This is a genomic window from Alkalimonas cellulosilytica, assembly GCF_036325985.1.
Classification (GTDB): domain Bacteria; phylum Pseudomonadota; class Gammaproteobacteria; order Enterobacterales; family Alteromonadaceae; genus Alkalimonas; species Alkalimonas cellulosilytica.
Map to the genome: position 1 here is coordinate 1 of NZ_JAUHLI010000021.1, position 18,167 is coordinate 18,167.

At 49.7% G+C, this 18,167-nt stretch carries 21 protein-coding genes and 1 riboswitch; of the genes, 6 read left to right on the forward strand and 15 right to left on the reverse strand.

Going from position 1 to position 18,167, the window contains the following annotated elements:
* The 14 genes from QWY20_RS16455 to QWY20_RS16520 all read right to left on the reverse strand — a co-directional run.
* Positions 1 to 195: flagellin N-terminal helical domain-containing protein (locus tag QWY20_RS16455; RefSeq protein ID WP_456237684.1), on the reverse strand; the 195-nt coding region annotated here is incomplete at its 3' end.
* A 176-nt stretch (positions 196 to 371) separates the two neighbouring features.
* Positions 372 to 1,604: a flagellar hook-associated protein FlgL gene (gene flgL / locus QWY20_RS16460; RefSeq protein WP_330130100.1), complete on the reverse strand. Its 1,233-nt coding sequence runs from the start codon at positions 1,602 to 1,604 to the stop codon at positions 372 to 374.
* Between the two features lie 5 nt (positions 1,605 to 1,609).
* Positions 1,610 to 3,628 carry a flagellar hook-associated protein FlgK gene (gene flgK, locus QWY20_RS16465; protein ID WP_330130101.1) on the reverse strand — a complete coding sequence of 673 codons (2,019 nt, stop codon included), beginning with the start codon at positions 3,626 to 3,628 and terminating at the stop codon, positions 1,610 to 1,612.
* Positions 3,629 to 3,688: 60 nt separating this feature from the next.
* A complete protein-coding gene (gene flgJ, locus QWY20_RS16470) occupies positions 3,689 to 4,642 on the reverse strand; it encodes a flagellar assembly peptidoglycan hydrolase FlgJ (protein WP_330130102.1) in 954 nt (317 codons plus the stop codon).
* 10 nt (positions 4,643 to 4,652) lie between these two features.
* Positions 4,653 to 5,747, reverse strand: a complete 1,095-nt coding sequence (locus QWY20_RS16475) for a flagellar basal body P-ring protein FlgI (RefSeq protein WP_330130103.1) — start codon at positions 5,745 to 5,747, stop codon at positions 4,653 to 4,655.
* A gap of 9 nt (positions 5,748 to 5,756) precedes the next feature.
* A complete protein-coding gene (gene flgH, locus QWY20_RS16480) occupies positions 5,757 to 6,419 on the reverse strand; it encodes a flagellar basal body L-ring protein FlgH (RefSeq protein WP_330130104.1) in 663 nt (220 codons plus the stop codon).
* Positions 6,420 to 6,434: 15 nt separating this feature from the next.
* Positions 6,435 to 7,223 carry a flagellar basal-body rod protein FlgG gene (gene flgG, locus QWY20_RS16485; RefSeq protein ID WP_330130105.1) on the reverse strand — a complete coding sequence of 263 codons (789 nt, stop codon included), beginning with the start codon at positions 7,221 to 7,223 and terminating at the stop codon, positions 6,435 to 6,437.
* Between the two features lie 15 nt (positions 7,224 to 7,238).
* Positions 7,239 to 7,985 (reverse strand): flagellar basal body rod protein FlgF, encoded by a 747-nt coding sequence (locus QWY20_RS16490; RefSeq protein WP_330130106.1) that lies wholly within the window; start codon positions 7,983 to 7,985, stop codon positions 7,239 to 7,241.
* 131 nt (positions 7,986 to 8,116) lie between these two features.
* On the reverse strand, positions 8,117 to 9,418 hold the full coding sequence (flgE, locus tag QWY20_RS16495; RefSeq protein WP_330130107.1) for a flagellar hook protein FlgE: 1,302 nt from the start codon (positions 9,416 to 9,418) through the stop codon (positions 8,117 to 8,119).
* A gap of 35 nt (positions 9,419 to 9,453) precedes the next feature.
* The gene (locus tag QWY20_RS16500) at positions 9,454 to 10,137 is read right to left on the reverse strand and encodes a flagellar hook assembly protein FlgD (protein WP_330130108.1); all 684 of its coding nucleotides are present in this window, start codon (positions 10,135 to 10,137) and stop codon (positions 9,454 to 9,456) included.
* 13 nt (positions 10,138 to 10,150) lie between these two features.
* Positions 10,151 to 10,573, reverse strand: a complete 423-nt coding sequence (gene flgC / locus QWY20_RS16505) for a flagellar basal body rod protein FlgC (RefSeq protein WP_330130109.1) — start codon at positions 10,571 to 10,573, stop codon at positions 10,151 to 10,153.
* A 2-nt stretch (positions 10,574 to 10,575) separates the two neighbouring features.
* Positions 10,576 to 10,971, reverse strand: a complete 396-nt coding sequence (gene flgB / locus QWY20_RS16510; protein ID WP_330130110.1) for a flagellar basal body rod protein FlgB — start codon at positions 10,969 to 10,971, stop codon at positions 10,576 to 10,578.
* 93 nt (positions 10,972 to 11,064) lie between these two features.
* Positions 11,065 to 11,898, reverse strand: a complete 834-nt coding sequence (locus QWY20_RS16515; protein ID WP_330130111.1) for a CheR family methyltransferase — start codon at positions 11,896 to 11,898, stop codon at positions 11,065 to 11,067.
* Between the two features lie 21 nt (positions 11,899 to 11,919).
* A complete protein-coding gene (locus QWY20_RS16520) occupies positions 11,920 to 12,849 on the reverse strand; it encodes a chemotaxis protein (protein WP_330130112.1) in 930 nt (309 codons plus the stop codon).
* Between the two features lie 146 nt (positions 12,850 to 12,995).
* Here QWY20_RS16520 and flgA point away from each other — a divergent pair, with 146 nt between their 5' ends.
* The 3 genes from flgA (at position 12,996) to QWY20_RS16535 (ending at position 14,576) form a co-directional block, all read left to right on the forward strand.
* Entirely contained in the window at positions 12,996 to 13,715 is a 720-nt protein-coding gene (gene flgA / locus QWY20_RS16525; protein WP_330130114.1) for a flagellar basal body P-ring formation chaperone FlgA, read from the forward strand.
* A gap of 88 nt (positions 13,716 to 13,803) precedes the next feature.
* A complete protein-coding gene (gene flgM, locus QWY20_RS16530) occupies positions 13,804 to 14,148 on the forward strand; it encodes a flagellar biosynthesis anti-sigma factor FlgM (protein WP_330130115.1) in 345 nt (114 codons plus the stop codon).
* The gene (locus tag QWY20_RS16535) at positions 14,148 to 14,576 is read left to right on the forward strand and encodes a flagella synthesis protein FlgN (RefSeq protein ID WP_330130116.1); all 429 of its coding nucleotides are present in this window, start codon (positions 14,148 to 14,150) and stop codon (positions 14,574 to 14,576) included. The genes flgM and QWY20_RS16535 overlap by 1 nt, the downstream gene beginning before the upstream one ends.
* A gap of 24 nt (positions 14,577 to 14,600) precedes the next feature.
* Here the strand turns inward: QWY20_RS16535 and QWY20_RS16540 are convergent, their stop codons facing one another.
* Positions 14,601 to 15,053 (reverse strand): LPP20 family lipoprotein, encoded by a 453-nt coding sequence (locus tag QWY20_RS16540; protein ID WP_330130147.1) that lies wholly within the window; start codon positions 15,051 to 15,053, stop codon positions 14,601 to 14,603.
* Between the two features lie 159 nt (positions 15,054 to 15,212).
* Between QWY20_RS16540 and QWY20_RS16545 the strand changes: the two genes are divergently transcribed.
* From QWY20_RS16545 to QWY20_RS16555, 3 genes are all read left to right on the forward strand, one after another.
* A complete protein-coding gene (locus QWY20_RS16545) occupies positions 15,213 to 16,346 on the forward strand; it encodes a flagellar assembly protein T N-terminal domain-containing protein (RefSeq protein ID WP_330130117.1) in 1,134 nt (377 codons plus the stop codon).
* A gap of 88 nt (positions 16,347 to 16,434) precedes the next feature.
* Positions 16,435 to 16,523, forward strand: a riboswitch (cyclic di-GMP riboswitch).
* A gap of 90 nt (positions 16,524 to 16,613) precedes the next feature.
* Positions 16,614 to 17,750, forward strand: coding sequence for a porin (locus QWY20_RS16550; RefSeq protein WP_330130118.1), 1,137 nt, complete (start codon positions 16,614 to 16,616; stop codon positions 17,748 to 17,750).
* Positions 17,751 to 17,760: 10 nt separating this feature from the next.
* On the forward strand, positions 17,761 to 18,153 hold the full coding sequence (locus tag QWY20_RS16555; RefSeq protein WP_330130119.1) for a type 2 periplasmic-binding domain-containing protein: 393 nt from the start codon (positions 17,761 to 17,763) through the stop codon (positions 18,151 to 18,153).
* The last annotated feature ends 14 nt before the right edge of the window (positions 18,154 to 18,167 follow it).

Below are 18,167 nucleotides of genomic sequence, written 5' to 3' on the forward strand. Positions count from 1 at the left end.
GGCAGCTTGATCCAGACCATTGATTTGACTGGTCAGTCGATTCGAGATTTGCAAGCCGGCCGCATCATCAGCAGCGCTGTTGATGCGAAAGCCAGAGGACAAGCGCTTAAAGGCCACATCCAGTGCATTACCGGAGTTGAACAATTGACGCTGCGCGTTCAAAGAAGATGTATTGGTATTGACGTAAAGTGACATGGTAAGTCTCCTGCCTGTGGCGCTGTACCCTGATGCTGTCCGTTCATTGCAACATCAACTCAGATACTTATTTATCGGAAGCCACAGACAGAAGTTTAGAGAAATTTAAGTTTTTTTTGGTTAGCTACCAAAAATGCAGGCTAAACCATATTTAAAGTATTTATCTGCATAAAGCTTTAGCGGATAAAATCAAACAAAGACACACCGGAAACCTTAGTAAAGGTGGCTGAAATCGCCTGCAAAGCAATTTCCTGTTTGGTAATTTCAGTTAAAGCTTTCGCATAATCCACTTCTGACAAGTCTGCCCTATACGACTTATTATTAATTTTTAGATCTTCATTGGTCTCGAACACACTGTCCAATACATTGATCCGGCCGCCTATATTGGCCATTACATTATCCACCCGATCTGATGCATTAGTGATCTGTACCAGCGCATCCTGTATACCCTCATCCAATATGGCTTGATTAATGTTGGGATCTTCCAAAATCTGAATAAACTCACTCAGTGTGTCCAGGATATTGACCTTACGGGGGGCTTCCAATGAAAAATCAACCTGGCCCGGCACGGCTGGCCCGTTAATATCAATGGCAAGGCCTTGAAACGAAATGGATTGTCCTGGTTGGAAAGTTCCTGTTACCGGAGGCACCAAAGAAGCACCATTACGTTGTATCTCGTACAGATCTGGCGCGGTAAGTACAACATTATAATCATTATTGGCCGGGTTGAGGCTGTCGTAATTTTCGCGGTAAAAACGATCAAAACGACTCTGATTGCTAACCGTTACTGCAGCCGAGGTTGCTCCACCAGCACTAATCAGTGCTTCAGTAGTCTTATAGCGCCCATTGATATCATCAAATACAAACTTCCCACTATCGTTACCAGCCAATGCAATGGTGGCAGAAAGCTGTAATGACTTTTGCCCGTCATCGCCCTGAAACTCAAAACTCTCAGTCACCGGATTAAATACATAAGACATGTTTTTATCCTGATAACCTGAAAAAATATAACCACCTTCAGAGTTCTGTGTATTCATCAAGTCAAGAAGCTCTACCTGAATATTACGTAACTCTGCTGAAAGTGCCCGTAAATCCTGATCAGCATATGCACCATTACCAGCTGCAATAGTAAGGATACGAGCTCGATCCATGGAAGTACGCATATTCGTTAAAGCCGTTTCTTCCAATGCCAAATTATTTCTCAGCAAAATAGAGTTGTTCTGATACTGCTCGGTCTGCGCTAGATTTTGATCCAGCCCTAATACCTTAGCCGAAGCCGCTGGATCATCCGCAGGTGTCAAAATACGAGTCTGCCTGGTCAACTGCTCCTGAGCCCTGGTCATCTTGGCATTGGTATTGATGACTCCATTTAGGCCTTGATTGAACTTCATATTAAAAGACATACGCATGGTTGTTACCTCACAGCCGAGAGCAGAGTGTCAAAAATGGTTTGTGATGTAGAAAGAATGCGGGTTGCTGCCTGATAGGTCTGCTGAAAACGGATCAGGTTGGCGGCTTCTTCATCCAGACTCACACCCGATAGGGACTCGAACCACAACTTGCTTTGCTGCAACAAAGCATCATTCGCCGCTTCGCTGTTGCGTGCCTGGTTGGTTCGCTCACCAATTAAACTTACCATGGAGGCATAAGTCTGGTTAAAGCTGGCGCTATTGACACCACCAGGGGTGGAAAGCGCATTGAGCCGGGTGGTTGTCGTGTCGGTTTGCAGTCCCGCCAGCAACAGGCCATTGCGGTTGTCATTAAAACCACCGCTGTTAAATTCAATGGTAAAGGTATCACCAGCACTAGGAATACCGCTGATGGAGAAATCGAAACCAACATCCACACCGGCTTCTGCAAATAGATTCTGGTAGTTGGCCGAACCGAAGTTAGCGGTCCCTATGACAGCGCCACCACTGTCTTCAATCTGGAAGCTATCACCACCCAGATAGGTCACAGTCCAGGGACCATTCACCAGACCGGAAGGTGCTGTAAAACCATAGTCCGGTGCTGTGGCTGGTGTGGTATCTGTCACCTGCAAGTTAGCCACTTTCCCATTGCCCAGATTACCAAGTGTTTGATCAATCCGGATGGGAGAAGCCAGTGCAATGTCTTCAGGCCGGGTGGTCGCCATCCCGACTTGCCGCGCTGCTGTGGCTAATGGTTTAAACTCAAACTGATCGCCAACAGCACCAGTGACTGTAAAGGTAAAACCATAGAGATCGCCACCGGCATCGGCTGCGGTAATTGGTTGGGAAAAGTCTGCTACTGGCACCACGATCGCTGAGCCAGCAATGACATTACCTTTTAAATCAACCGCCTCTACCGTCACTTCCGTTGGAGATGTAATGGTAATGCGCAGATCATTGGGAGGGATCTTACTACCCTCCCCAGCTTCTACGGTTCCAGTCAGACTGGAGCCAGCACTGTTGCTTTGATAAGGAAAGCCACTAAAGGTGGGGAAGGTAAATAGCGGACCGCCGAGCTCACCATTTAAATTCATACCCAGTTTGTTTTGCTCGTTCAGCGCATCAGCTAAAGATAACGCTACCTGACCAAGCTTATTTTGCGTTGGGTCCAGGATTTCTTCCCGAAATGCAATCAGCGCCCCCAACTTGCCACCCAGCTGTTTTACATTGATGTCGCGAATGACATTGGTATTACCTGATAGCTGCAAGCGTAACTCTTTGCGGGATGGATCCGGATTTCCACGGGCGGCCAGCAAGGAGAAGTCACCATTTTCAACCACCAAAGATTGGCCAGTCGCCATAAACACCAACTTCTCACCGTTTTTGGCATCCAGGGTGCGAATTTCGACCATCTCCGATAACTTACGAATCGCTTCATCACGCTTATCAAGTAAATTCAGCGGAATAGGACGACTGGCGCCAGTACCATAACTGGCAATTTCTTTATTCAGCTGCGCAATTTGCTTGATGTAACCATTGCTTTCATCGACATAGATATCCAGTTGCTGGTTGATAAATAAATCCTGATCCAACACCAGGGTCGACATGGTGTTAAAACGATCGAGCAAGGCTTCCGAACTGCCGATGATCAGCTGACGGTTAGCAAGCGTTGTTGGGTCGTTATTGGCAATCTGGAATTGATCAAACAGCTGATTCATGCCGGTTGCGATGCTGTTGGCAGGATTGGAAAAAAGTGCATCCACCCGATTGGCTTCATCCAGATACTGTCTGGAAAAGGCGTAGGCTGAGGTATCCCGGCGCAGCTGCTTTAAGGTAAATTCATTGACAAGCCTCTCGGTAGTGCCTTTGCCAACACCCAGCCCCAGGATTTGCGCTTCAAATTCAGTACGTTGGCGGACATAGCCTTCAGTATTGATGTTGGCAATGTTATTACTGGTGGTATTCAGCAAGGTACTGCTGGCCATGACGGCTGAAGACCCTATTCTGAGTAAGTTATCCGACATCTTGCGACTCCACCAAAGTGTTTGTTACCACCAACCATAGTTAGTATCGGCCAGTACCCGTTAATCTTGAGCTGCACTGCGAAAGGCCCGGATCGTCGGGCTACTGAGCACCGACTTAATTTTCTCTGCATAATTTGGATCTGTAGCATAACCAGCCGCCTGCAACTGACGAAAATACGCCACACTGTCCGAGGCAACTTTCACCGCATCCTGATAGCGGGCACTGCCACGGATGAACTGCACATAGTCCTGCAAACTCTGCTCTGGCGATGCATAGGCACGGAACCTGGCTTTTTCTTTTTGCGCCACCCCCTGGCGGTACTCCAGCGTATCGACCACCGCGGTATCACCCTGCCAGCCCCGGCTGGCTTTAATACCAAACAGGTTGTAACTGTTCTCACCATTGGCCGTGCGAATCATATGCTGACCCCAACCCGTTTCCAGAGCGGCTTGCGCCACTAAGGCCAAAGGATCAAGCCCCAGTGCAGCCGCTGCCTCCCGGGCAGCAGGCAACAAACGCTCGACAAACTCGGCCGGTGAGGATACCTGCCAGCGACTGGGTTGGTTCGCGACCATCACAGGTAACGCTTGCGGCTCACTATCAGCAGTTGCTGCAACCCGTGCTCGCTTTTGCAAGCTTTGCCGCTGGATCGGCTGCGGCATCAATAAATCGCCTGGAACAGGCTGACGTTGACTGCTCACCGCAGCGGTTGGATCCAGTTGCTGGACTATCAAGTCCGCCAACCCCAAACTACCACTTTGCGACAAATCCGAGGCCAGTTGGTTGTCATGCATATCGCGGTAAAATCGGGTGGTTTCGCTATGCATCATGCCGTCGGCTTCAAAGTGCGCATTGGCTTCACGCATGCTTTTAAGCAGCATGTTCATAAAAATGGCTTCAAACTGCTCTGCGGCCTGCCGCAAGGCTTGCTTTTCATCCTGCCCTGCCGACTGGCGTATTTGCTGCAGGCTGTTGATGTCATGGTACGACAGCGGTTGGCGAATCGAGTCCATCGTTATGCTCCTAGATCACCACCAGCTCGCCATGAATGGCACCGGCCTCTTTGAGCGCTTCTAAAATAGCCATCAGATCACCTGGCGCAGCCCCTACTGCATTGACGGTGCGAACCAGATCATCCAGCGTGACACCAGGGTCAAATTTAAACATGCGGGAGCGCTCCGGGTTCACATCAATAATGCTGCTCTCCTCTATCATGGTTTCCCCCCCAGCAAAGGGGTTTGGCTGAATGACCCTGGGGTTCTCGGCAATGGTCACGGTTAAACCGCCATGAGTTACCGCTGCTGGAAAGAGCCGCACTTCTTTGCCAATCACGATGGTGCCGGTTCTGGAATTGATAATAATGCGTGCTGAATTGCTGGCTGGTTCAAAAGTCAGGTTCTCCAGGGTAGACAAATAGGCCACCCGCTGACTCATATCACGTGGCGCCCGCACCCGGATGGAAGAGCCATCCAGTGAATACGCAGTTTCCGGACCGATGAACTCATTGATGGTCTCGGCCAGACGGCGCGACGTGGTGAAATCCGGCCGGTGCAGATTGAAAGTGATGTAATCGCCCTCGGCAAATGGCGATGACACTTCCTGCTCAACCGTTGCCCCATTCGGGATACGACCTACGGTTGGTGTATTGACCATGATCCTGGAGCCGTCCATGCCCTCAGCACCCAGGCCACTGACAATCAAACTGCCCTGGGCCACCGCATAGACCTCACCATCCAGTCCCACCAAAAAGGTTTGCAGCAAAGTACCACCACGCAAACTGCTGGCACTGCCGACCGAAGATACGGTCACATCAATGTTTTGACCCGGCTTGGCAAAAGGCGGCAGCTCAGCATGCACCGCCACAGCAGCCACATTTTTGATCTGGGTGCGGGAGCCAGGTGGCAAATTAATGCCGAAGTTGGATAACATGGCGCGAAAGCTTTGCTCGGTAAAAGGGCTCTGCTCACCGGTGCCCGGTAAACCCACCACCAAACCATAGCCCACCAGTTGGTTGCTGCGTACCCCTTGTACATCCGCCACATCTTTCACCCGGGCGGCCTGCACAGAAGCAGTTAGCAGCATGCAGCTAAAGACGATCAAGCGTTGCCAGTTGTTCATACGCACCTCTTAAAACGGCCAGGCAGGCCCAGAGAAGAACCGGGTCAGCCAGCCTGGAGATTGACCACCGTGAAATGCGCCGGTACCGCTGTACTCAATGCGGGCATTGGCGATTTTATTCGACTCAATGGTGTTATCGCGCTCGACATCCTCTTGCCGGATGATACCGGTTAACCGGATAAATTCTCTGCCAGTATTGAGTTGTAGCCACTTCTCGCCCCGGATCACCAGGTTGCCATTGGGTTGGACTTCAATCACATTGACGGTGATATCCCCAGTCAAACTATTGCTTTGGTTCGACTTAGCATCGCCTTTAAAATCATTGCTGCTGTTGGTGCCCAGTTGAATGGTATTGAGCTGCCGCCCCCCCAAGCCTACGATGGGATCAATCTGATGGCTGCTATCGCGTTGAGTTTCCGTGCGGGCATTCTTAGAAGCTTGAGTCCGCTCTCTGAGCACTACTGTAATGATGTCGCCTTCCCGTCGCGCCCGGCTGTCCGAGTACATGCTGTTGGCGTAACGTGCCTGGAACAAGGAACCATTGCGCTCAATGGCTCTGGGCGCAGGCGCTGGCGGCATCGGGGCATAAAATGGATCGTCTTGCTTGGGCGGCTGCATACTGGAGCAACCGGCCAGCACGAGTCCACAGGTAACCGTAGCTAAAATTCGCATCACCGCCTCCATCAATTAAAGTTGCTGAATGGCAAAGCCAAGCATCTGATCCACCGATGAAATCACTTTGGAATTCATCTCATAGACCCGCTGACTTTCTATCAGACTAACCAGCTCTTCCGTCACATTGACATTGGACGTTTCCAGCGCCCCTTGCACAATCAAGCCCAAACCTTCCAGCCCTGGAATGCCCTGCACCGGATCGCCACTGGCCGCCGTTTCGCGGAACAGATTTTGCCCAATGGGCTCCAGGCCCGCCGGGTTGATAAAGTTGGTGACGGTGATCTGTCCCAGCACCGCATTATCAGCCTGGCCCGGGATCCTTGCTGACACCTCACCATCTTGCGAAACCGTAATGCCGGTCGCCTCGGGCGGCACCACAATATTTGGTTCCAATGGAAAGCCAGCTCCCGAGGTGACCATATTGCCATCCTGATCCACCGTAAACTGACCATTTCTAGTGTAGGAAATGGTGCCATCCGGCATCAGGATCTCAAAGAAACCATGGCCCTGGATCATCAAGTCCAGGCTGTTTTCTGTGGTGATCATGTTGCCCTGGGTGAAGTTTTTCTGGGTGGCCACCACCTTGGTACCGGCACCTATCATCAAACCATTGGGTAACTCGGAGTTTTGCGATGAGCGCCCTCCTGGCTGATTGACGTTCTGGTACAGTAAATCTTCAAACACCGCCCGGCTTTTTTTAAAACCGATGGTGCTGGCATTGGCCAGGTTGTTCGAGATAACCGATATATCCCGTTGTTTGGCATCTAAGCCCGTTTTACTAATCCACAATGCTGGATGCATGATTGCCTCCTTCGCTTAACCCATGATGTACAGAAGCGAGTCTTGCTTCTGATCGATTTGTTGTGCGTTACGCATCATTTTCACCTGCATTTCAAACTGTCGCTGCAGGCTGATCATATGCGTCATTTCTGCCACTGCATTCACATTACTGCGCTCAAGCGCCCGGTTAATCAGCACCACCTCCGGGCTTTCTTGCTCGACCACGCCATCTTTGCGCCGGAACAAACCGTCCAGGCCTTTTTCAATGTCGGCAAGCTCTGGGTTCACCAACTTAATGCGGCCCACTTCAAACAATGCTTCAGCCGGGGCACCTTGCGGCAATACACTAATAGTCCCATCCTGGCCGATTTCGACTTTGGCCAATGGCAAAGGCAGTTGAATGGGGCCGTCTTCGCCAATCACAGGCAAGCCGCTGGCGGTTTCCAGCATGCCAAAGGCATTAATCTGCAAACTGCCTGCCCGACTATAAGCCTCACTGCCATCGACCGATTGCACGGCAAACCAGCCATCACCTTTGATGGCAATATCCAGATCGCGCTCGGTCATCACCAAAGGACCAGCGTCAAAATTATGACCAGGACGCTCGGTCATCGAAAACACCCGGGTCGGTAAACCGGCACCAAAAGCTTGCATGGCCCTGGCCTGTTCAAAATCAGCTTTAAAGCCTGTGGTACCAACATTGGCCAGGTTATTGGCACGCACGCTGATGGCATGCTGATTCTCTTTGGCTCCGCTCATGGCGATGTAAAGCAAGTTATCCATCACGGCCTCCTGCTAATTGGCGTGGTTGTGGGTTGCTAGCTAAATTAATGCAAAACAAGTGCCATAAAATGCAGCTGCCTACAGAAACAACAAAGCCACCCGCAGGTGGCTTTGCAAAGCAAGAAAGTAACTTATCGGATCTGCAGAATGGTCTGCTGTAAGGTACTGTTCACTTCCAATGCCCGTGAGTTGGCCTGGAAGTTTCGCTGGGCACTGATCAGATCCACCAACTCGGTGGTCAGGTTGACATTCGATTGCTCCAACGCCGAAGAGTTAATCGCACCAAAAGTACCGACATTGGCCTGGCCGGCAATAGGCTCACCCGAAGTAATGGTCTGTTGCCAGGAGGTGTTGCCCACTTGTTTTAACCCCTGCACATTAGCAAACTGTACCAAAGTCACCTGAGCCAGATACTCTTCATCACCGTTGCTATAAGTGGCCAGTACCCGGCCAAAAGCATCAATATCGACACCGGTCAGATTACCAACGGTAGTACCATCCTGGCTTAAATTAGTCACATCAAAAGGTGCTGCGTATTGAGTTGGGCGACGCACTCCTGATGCATCACGGAAATTGATCTCGACATCATTCAAGAATTGAGCTCCGTTGGTCAGATAACCATTTGCTGGATCATTCAACAACGCGAACGGCAAAGTTAAAACAGGCTCTGGTGGCACAATCAACTCACCACTGGAGTCAAATTCAAGTATTTCAGGTCCGAACCAGCTGCCCGGTCCCGGCGGTGTTGCTGTGTTATCATCCCAAACAGCAAAAGCTTCCCATTCACCCACAGCAGACTTACGGAAATACATACTCAAAATATGAGGCTCACCCAAACTATCATACACAGTAACTGAGGTAGAGTGGCTGTAAGTTGCTGGGTCAGTTGGGTCAAAAGCTGCACCAATCACAATTTCAGACGAGTTTAAGTTTGCAGTCACAAACACATTGTTCGTTGCTCGTGGTGCACCAGCAGTTGTTGGAATAGAAATCGGCTGAGTGGTACTCAAGCTTACTGACTGATTCTGCCCAGTGGATGGATCCACACTAAAGCCCTGCAAAAAATTGCCGCGGTTATCAACAATAAAGTTGTCTTTATCCAGTTTAAAGTTGCCTGCCCTGGTATAGGTAAAATCGCGTGACAAACGATCCGGAGTGGTGGCAAAGAAACCTTCGCCAGTAATGGCCAGATCGAGTGAGTTATTGGTAAATTGCAAGGCTCCCTGATTAAATTGCTGAGCCACCACTGAGGTCGTGACACCGTCTCCCACCTTGGTGCGGCCCGATGCAAAAATCGAGGTTGCATACACATCGGCAAACTCGGCCCGCGACTCTTTAAAGCCGGTGGTATTGACGTTGGCAATGTTATTGGCGGTAACGTCCAAATCTTTTTGTGCTGCGGCCAGGCCGCTTAACGCGATATTAAAACTCATAACTCACCTCGTATCCAAGCTGATGGCTGCAGCCACTAAGCGTATGAAATTTCACGAACATCTGATAATTTAAAAGCACCCAAGCCAACCAGGTTCAGGGTAATTCCCTTACCTGCCTGACCTAAACTGACACTGGAAACCGGCGCATACACCATGACCGGTACCGACTGGTTCTCCCCACCCATGTTGGCATCGACTTTGATTTTGTATACTCCAGGCGGCATGTCTTCATCTTTGGAGTTGGTACCATCCCACACAAAATCAAACTTACCAGCCGCGACTTCAGGAATGGTAATGGTTTGCACCAGTTCCCCATTAGGCTTTTCAATACGGACCCGCACATTGGTGGCGCGCTGTTCAAAATCAATAATGCCGCGGGATAAATCCTGGCCGGTAAATACCATCTCGGAAGACGGCACCAGCACACTACGCCCGACCAAAGAGGATGCCTGCAGTGCCTGATTTGAACTCATGCTCTCAGCAAAGCTTTTGAAGTTGGTATTGAGCGAGCTGATGCCATCGGCCATGGTGAAATTGGTCATCTGAGCAATCATCTGATCATTCTCCACCGGCTTAGTGGGATCCTGAAACGCCAGTTGTTGTGTCAGCAAAGCAAAGAAATCAGCCTGGGTTAAAGCACCATTGTTTCTCTCCGGTACTTTGTTGTCGTCCTGCCAGTACAGATCGCGACTCAGGCCATTGGTTGCATTGATGGTCATCACTCAGCCCTCATTACTGTTGCTGACCAAGACGCAGTGTCCGGATCAACATTTTCTTGGCCGCATCTGCGGTATTCACATTGGTTTCGTAGGAGCGGGTGGCTGAAATCATATTGGCCATTTCTTCCATCACGTTGATGTTTGGCTTGTAGATAAAACCATTTTCATCCGCCAATGGGTGATTTGGGTTGTATTCCATATTCAGTGGAGCATCGGACTCGACAATGCCTAACACCTGCACACCAGAGACCTCCCCCTGCATCCGTCTGGCCTCTGCCAGTTCGGCGGCAAACACCGGATGCCGACCACGATAGGTTTGCTCGATGCTGCTGCTCACACTGTTGGCATTGGCAATGTTGCTGGCCGTGGTGTTAAGCCGCACAGACTGCGCAGTCATTCCACTGCCGGCAATATCAAAGACTTTGAAAGAGCTCATGATTATTGTCCTTTGATTGCTTTTTTCAAACTGCTAATCCGACCATCCAGAAACTGCAAGCTGGTGCGATACGCCAAATCATTTTGCATAAACAAGTTCCGCTCACGGTGAATATCGACGCTGTTGCCATCACCGGTATCGGGCTGATCCGGGTTGCGATACTGCATCTCTTTGCGTACCGAGCTATCGATGGCAAAATGTTTTTCGTGGGTACGGGCAGCCATTCGGCCCTGCCGGTGCTGGGCATTGGCCAGGGCTTGCTGGAAATCAAGGTCACGCGCTTTAAAACCGGGCGTATCAGCATTGGCGATATTTTCGGCCAGCACCTGGGTACGCTGCTCGCGTATCACCATCGCTTCCGGGTGCATACCAAAGGCATTTTTGAAACTAATTGACATGGCATTTGCCTCATTTCCGTCCTACTGATGAAAACAAAGCAAAAGATGGGCCAAATATTTTTTTGAGTGTGATTTAGGTAGGTGTAGCAGGCATTAAGCCTTTTTGCGGTAAATAATTCCTGGGTTACAACGAATCATTTCAAAGTCAGAGTTCACACTGGATAACGACTCAGAAGCGCCTAAAATCAGGTAACCACGCGGCCCTAAAGCCCCGGCGAACTGTCGGATAATCTTGGCTTTCACCTCTGGCGAGAAATAAATCAGTACATTACGGCAAAAGATAATATCGAACTGCCCCAACAGGGCATAACTATCCAGTAAGTTCAGATGGCGGAAACTGACATTCTTCCGCACGGCAGCTTTTAGCCGCATCATGCCGTTGCCGCTGTCTTCAAAAAACTTTGCCCGCCGCTCCGGTGATAAACCACGCGATAACGCCAGGCCATCGTATTCAGCACGCTGACAATGCTCCAGCATGGTGTTGGAAATATCGGTACCCAACACATGAATGCCCAGGCTAAAGGAGCCCGGTCGGCTTTGTTGGTATTCCAGGCCAGTCATGGCAATCGAGTAAGGCTCCTGACCGGAAGAGCTGGCCGCCGACCAGATTTTTAAGGTTCGGCTGGTTTTTTCCAGTTCAGGCAAAATCTGTTTTTTTAGCAGTTCAAATGGATAGGTATCACGAAACCACAGCGTTTCGTTGGTTGTCATCGCATCAATGACTGCAGAGCGTAGCTGCCGCTCAAATGGGCTCAGTGTTTTGGCCACCAGCTCGGATAAAGAGGCCACATTAAAACGAGCCATCAGGGGACCTAACCGGCTTTTTACCAGATATAGCTTATTATCTCCCAGTACAATACCGCATTGTTGCTCCAGAAAATCACGGAACATCTTATATTCGCTGTCTTGCAGCTCACGATTCGACATCGGTGGGTTCCTTAACTGCCATTAATCGACATGCAGCCACTTCTGAACAGACTCAGCCAGCTCATCCGGATTAAACTTAGCAATAAAATCATCCGCTCCAACTTTTTTTACCATCTGCTGATTGAAAACCCCACTCAAAGAGGTGTGTAGAATGACATGCAGTTTTTGCAATTTAGCTTCAGCTTTAATGGCAGCGGTCAGGGTATAACCATCCATCTCCGGCATTTCGATATCAGAAATCAGCAAGCCTACTTTTTCAGTAATGGACGAGTCGCATTCGGCTGCCGTTTGCTGCAGAAACTCAAAGGCTTCACGGCCGTTTTTAACCAGATGCATTTTGACACCAAGATTCTCAAGTGCTTTTTTCACCTGATTGCGCGCAACCGCCGAGTCATCAGCAATCAAAATAAAGCGCTCACCCAAATCATGCTGCACAGCAGCTGCTGAAATACGATCACTGACCTGGGTTGGTGATGGACTGATTTCTTCCAGAATTTTTTCCACATCAAGAATTTCAATCAGTTCACCATCCACTTCAGTCACCGCTGTCAGGTAACTTTGCTTACCGGCAGTACCTTCCGGTGGTGCCATAATGGAATCCCAGTTGATATTAATGATCCGTTCAACGCCTTCGACTAAAAATCCCTGTACAGAACGATTGTACTCGGCTATCACCACAAAACTGGTCGACAGGTCGCTGATCGGTTTGCCGCCAATGGCCAGGCTAAGATCAATCACCGAGATGGTTTGGCCGCGGACATGCGCGATGCCTCTCACCCACTTATTGCGTTTGGGTAAGGCCGTTAAATTAGGACACTGCAGTACTTCACGCACTTTAAATACATTGATTCCGTAGCGCTGTTTTCCAGGCAGCCGAAACAGCAACAACTCGAGGCGGTTTTGACCGACCAGTTGCGTGCGTTGATTTACGGAATCTAAAATACTTGCCATCAGCAGCTCCTGTCGGCGGGCAAAGGGGATCGATTCTTGCTACGATACTTGCTAATTGACGGCAACGAGGCGCTTTTTGCGCACACCGCCTGAATTTTGACACTAGCTTCATATTGAAACGTGTCACTAAGCATAGCCGAAACCTTATGAAAATGTACGATAAAATCAGCTTCATTGCCAAAATTATCCTGTTAATTGTGGTTATTTTCACCACTGCGGCTACATCAGCCAATGAGCCGTTAAATCACTATTCGCCGGAAGAGCTGACCGAACTGGCACGACAATGGCTGAATGACACCCAACAAGACGACGCACAAGCTGAGCGAGAATGGCAGCTGCAGGGCTTGGATCCCCGCATTGGCATAAAAAGCTGTGCTTTACCTTTAGAATTAAGCCTGCCTGGTGCTCTGCGCAATCGTCAGGCCACGGTGCAAATTCGCTGTGAAGGGCCACAGCCCTGGCAACTTTTTATCCCTGCCCGTTTCACCGATGTCGTCCTGGTGGTGGTTGCCCGTCAAAACGTATCACCCGGCACCCGTTTAACAAGCGATATGCTGCAATTGGAACAGCGAGAACGGCGTTTACAGCGCGGCACTCCGGTAGATAATCCTGAATTCATTTTAGGAGCCCGCAACCGCAGAGCCATCAGTCTGGGCCAAATTATTAGCTTGCAAGATCTTTGTCTTGTATGTCGTGGCGATGTTGTTACAATTCATGTAGATCATGCAAGCTTGAGTGTCAGCGCTACAGGTATCGCTGAGCAGGATGGCAGCTTGGGGGATGTGATTCGCATCCGCAACCGGCAGTCAAATCAGCTGATTGAAGCCAGAGTAACGGCAGTCAATGAAGTAAAAGTACACTTTTGATGTTTTTTACAGAAAAATAGCTAAAGTTTTCTGTATCCCTGCCGTTAGTATGAGCATAGGGAGTTTGATCAGTAGGTAGAGGTTTCAGATGGTCAGTCAAATTAATAACACCCCGCCAGCCAATGCTGGCAATCAGGTAAAGAAAGAAACGGTTGAACAAACCAACCAGCGGCAGCAGGTGACGCAGCAAAAGCAAGCTGCGGCAACACCACAACCCACGGCAGCGCAAGCCAAGCAGGATTCGGTGTCCATCACACCGCAAGCCAAGCAAATGGCACGCTTGCAAGAAAAAGCCAACAATAGTACTGGTATTGATCAGGAAAAGGTTGAAAAAATTAAACGTGCAATTGCCGAAGGTAAGTACCAGATTAATGTTGAGCAACTGGCCAAACGCATTATGCAATTTGAGAGCGAAATTTTTCGCAAAAACTGATGACAACCACTGATCTGAACACCCTACTCGTACAACAAAAGGAGCACCTGGATGTGCTCCTTTCGTTATTGCGGCAAGAAATTGCCGCTATAGCCAGCCGCCAACCCGATGAACTGGAAAGCCTGGGCCAACAGAAAGTGGCCTGTCTGGAGTCTTTGCAGCAGATGGATCAGCAGATCGCAGAGCACCCCGAGCTGCAGGAGGCTAAACAAACGGATAATTTTAAACAAGCCATTACCGAGATGGATCAGCTGCTTGCCAGTTGTAAGCAACAAAATGAAGTAAACCGGATAGCACTGGAACAAAGCCAGTTGAACTTACAGCATTTTAAAAATGAATTGCTGCAACTGCATGGCAAGTCAGGCCTGACCTACGATCGTAAAGGGAAACCTGCGGTCGATCATAAAGGCAAAGGTTTTAAAGCCTAAGTCTGCCTTAGCTCAAAAACCGCATCAGTAATAGCGCACATGCCTTATCCGGCGCTGCGGTTGTTGTACTTGATAGAGCTCATACACATTCCGAAAATCCAACTCCAACTCAGTAGCATAAGCATCCCCAACCGGGTAGCTTTTTACCACACGGGCACCACGTATTACCCCCTGCACAGACGCTCTTAACTGTTCATCGCGCAGCAGCAGTTGCTGCATGCTGGTATTGGCATCAATACGCATCCCATAAACCTGCTCGGCCAGCTCACGGTAAGCATCTAATTTGGACGCCTGCAATGCCATCAACATTTTATGTTGCTCGTCTTCGCCAGGCTGCAGTGACAAAGGCGCATAACCCACCGCCCGCAGCACTGGAAACTGCTCAGGCGGTACGCTCTCCCACTCCACATGGCGATCTGCCACCAGACTACAGGCCGACACCAGCAGCAAACTGCACATAATCAGGATTTTGTTCATCATCAATCTCCGTAGGCGATACGTTTTAAAAGCAAAACACGCGCCAACTTGCTCTATCGGGTCTGGTTTTGATCACAGTGGTATACAACTTGCTATTTCACTGCCAAGAGACCATACCATGTCAAGAATCTGGCATAGTCAATGCTGAGGAAGTTCATCATGCGAGTGCTGTTTATTGGGCTAGGGTTATTGCTTATCAGCTTAAGCGCTGCTGCCGATTGGGTTGAGGCCAGCGGTCAGGCGATCATCCGTGGTGGTGACGAAGCCGAAGCCCGCGCAAGAGCCACCGAAGATGCGGTGCGTCGTGCGCTGCTCTATGCAGGCGCTTCTATCAGCAGTGTACAACAAGTTACCAATGGTTTACTGACAGAGAGCTCCATGCAATGGCAAAGTCAGGCCGAAGTGCGCCAAATTGAGCTGGTCCGCGAGCAACGTATTGGCCGCACCCTGGAAGTGACTATTCGGGCAGATATTTTTCCTCAGCATGCGCAGTGCCTGGGAGCGAGCTACAAAAAACCACTGTTGGTCAGTCCTTTTCCACTGCGCCATCCTCAACAAAGTGTGATTGGTGAGCTGCAAAGTATTGGTGAAGTCACTGCCAGAAAGGTTTTTCAACAGCTGCAGGGATTATCCAGCAGCTCAGTACCCGCTTGGCTGGACCACCCTGATCTTAGCCGTCCCTTGTCCACCCGTGAGCGCAGTAGTTTACTGCAACAGACCAACTCGGATTATCTGGTCACAGCCATCATTGAAGATATTTCTTTAGGCGAGCGCACCGATATGAACCTGCGATTCTGGTCGGATGCCCGGCGCGAGCGTTTTTTCCATATGCGGCTGCAACTGCAACAGCTAAGCACTGGCAAGATGTTATTTCAGCAGGAATACCGAACCCAGGCTCGCTGGGATTATCGAAAACGCACCAGCATCACCCCACTCGATCACCGCTTCTGGCTCACCAGTTACGGCGAAGCCATCAGCCGGGTGTTGGATGCAGCCGTCATTGATATTGAAGATGCTTTGCGCTGCGAGCCCTTTATTGCTGCCATCACCGAAGTGGGCAATAACAGGATCCAGTTACAAAGTGGCCAGAACGTCGGGCTTAGTCGTGGTGATGAACTGACTATCTTATATCGTCAGCAAGGTATCCAGGGCGATGACACCCGCTTTCGCGTCAGCCCGTTAACCGTCCGTATTACCGAGCTAGGCTTTGATTGGGCTATTGCCGAAAGCATTGGTGAGCGCTTGCTCAGCAATGTTCAGGTTGGGGATGCAGTCACAAAACTGACACCTTGATAATCAATAAAAATGGGTACACCTGAGGTTGCCCATTTATTTTCCCGTCTAGCCCTTTACAGGACTGTTCACTATCTGTACAATCCGCGCCTCCTCCTGGCAAGTCAGCTGAAAAGCTGTACACGCAAAGTCATGGGCCTAACGGAACCTGGTTCTTATGGTCGCCAGACTGCACTTCGCATCTCCTTGCCATGATGGACTATACTTTTTTTGTTGGCTGAATTGCCGAAGCATCGTTTTGTACTCAACTACCGAGGTTCACTCATTATGGTATCAAAAATCAAACCACTCAGTCTGGGTATGTTACTGGCACTTTCTGCCACAGCAGCACAAGCAGAAATTCGCTTCAATGGCTTTGCCTCCATTCAGGCAGGCAGTACCCTATCCAGCTCTGATAGCCTCTATGGCTTCGATAACGAAGTTGATTTTAAAAACGAATCACTGTTTGCCCTACAAGCTCAAGCCGACTTAGGCGAGCGTTTATCCGTCACAGCTCAGTTGATGGGACGTGGTGCCAATGATTTCAAAGCAGAATTTGAGTGGGCTTATTTAACCTACGAACTGAACCATCAGACCCGTATCAATGCTGGCCGCTTGCGCACCCCGTTCTACCGTTACTCCGATTTTATGGATGTGGGCTATGCCTATGATTGGGCCCGGGTGCCAAGATCTGTCTATAACCTCGACTTTAACAATCTGGAAGGTGTTTCACTGGTACGTTTCGGCCAGCTGGGTGAAGTAGACTCAACCTTGCAGCTGATTCTGGGTAACTACAGCGGGACTACGAACATCACCCCGGCTCCTGCTGATATTGATATTGAACGCGTTGCCGGTGCAACCTGGGAACTGACACAAGGTAACTTTACTGCCCGACTGGCTTATTTAACCGGTAAGCTGACCATGGTAGATCAGGATGGTGAACTGTCCGGTTTGTTAAACTTGCTGGTACAATCTGGCTTTGCCGATACGGCCAGCCAAATTCGTATCGAGGATGCTAACAGCGTCTTTATGGGCCTGGCTTTGGGTTACGACAATGGCAGTGTGGTACTTAGTGGTGAAGTTGTGCGAGCCCGGGTGAAAGATACTGTGATCCCAACCCAAAATGGTTATTACCTGTCAGCAGGTTACCGCATCAACAGTTATACCCCTTTTGTCAGCTTTGAACGCCAAGATAATGATGGCAAGGCAGAGATTTATCAGGCATTGTCCGCCGAAAACCCGTTCCGCCCTGCGGTCACCGGGGTAGTGGAAAGCTTTACCACCAAACGTGATACCTGGAATATTGGCAGCCGCTATGATTTCCACCCATCAGCTGCCCTAAAAGTGCAGTATAGCTCACAAAAAGACAAAGTAGCCGATCGCCGTGATCAGTTGCTGTCAGTCGGCATCGATTTGGTATTTTAAGGAGCTAATGATGAAAAAATTATTACTTGCTGCGTTTGCTTTTGCTTCATCTGTCTGCATCGCTGATATTGCCGTGATTGTCCATCCGGCGACTGCTGATACCAGTCTGGACGAAGTATCCAGAATATATATGGGGCGGGCTGGTGGTTTAATGCCGGTCAATTTACCGGAAGGCCATCCACTGCGTGATCAGTTTGAGCAAGAAGTGTTAGGTCGCAGCCCGGCACAAATGAAAGCTTACTGGTCTCGCCTGGTCTTTACCGGCAAAGGCCGCCCTCCGGTAGAAGTCGATTCAGTCGCTGCTAAAATTGAGTTTGTTGCAGCCAACCCAAACAGTCTGGGTTACATCCCTGCCAGTGAAGTGACGGATCAGGTGCGGGTGATTGCCACCATCGCCAACTAAGCTTATGTTTTACT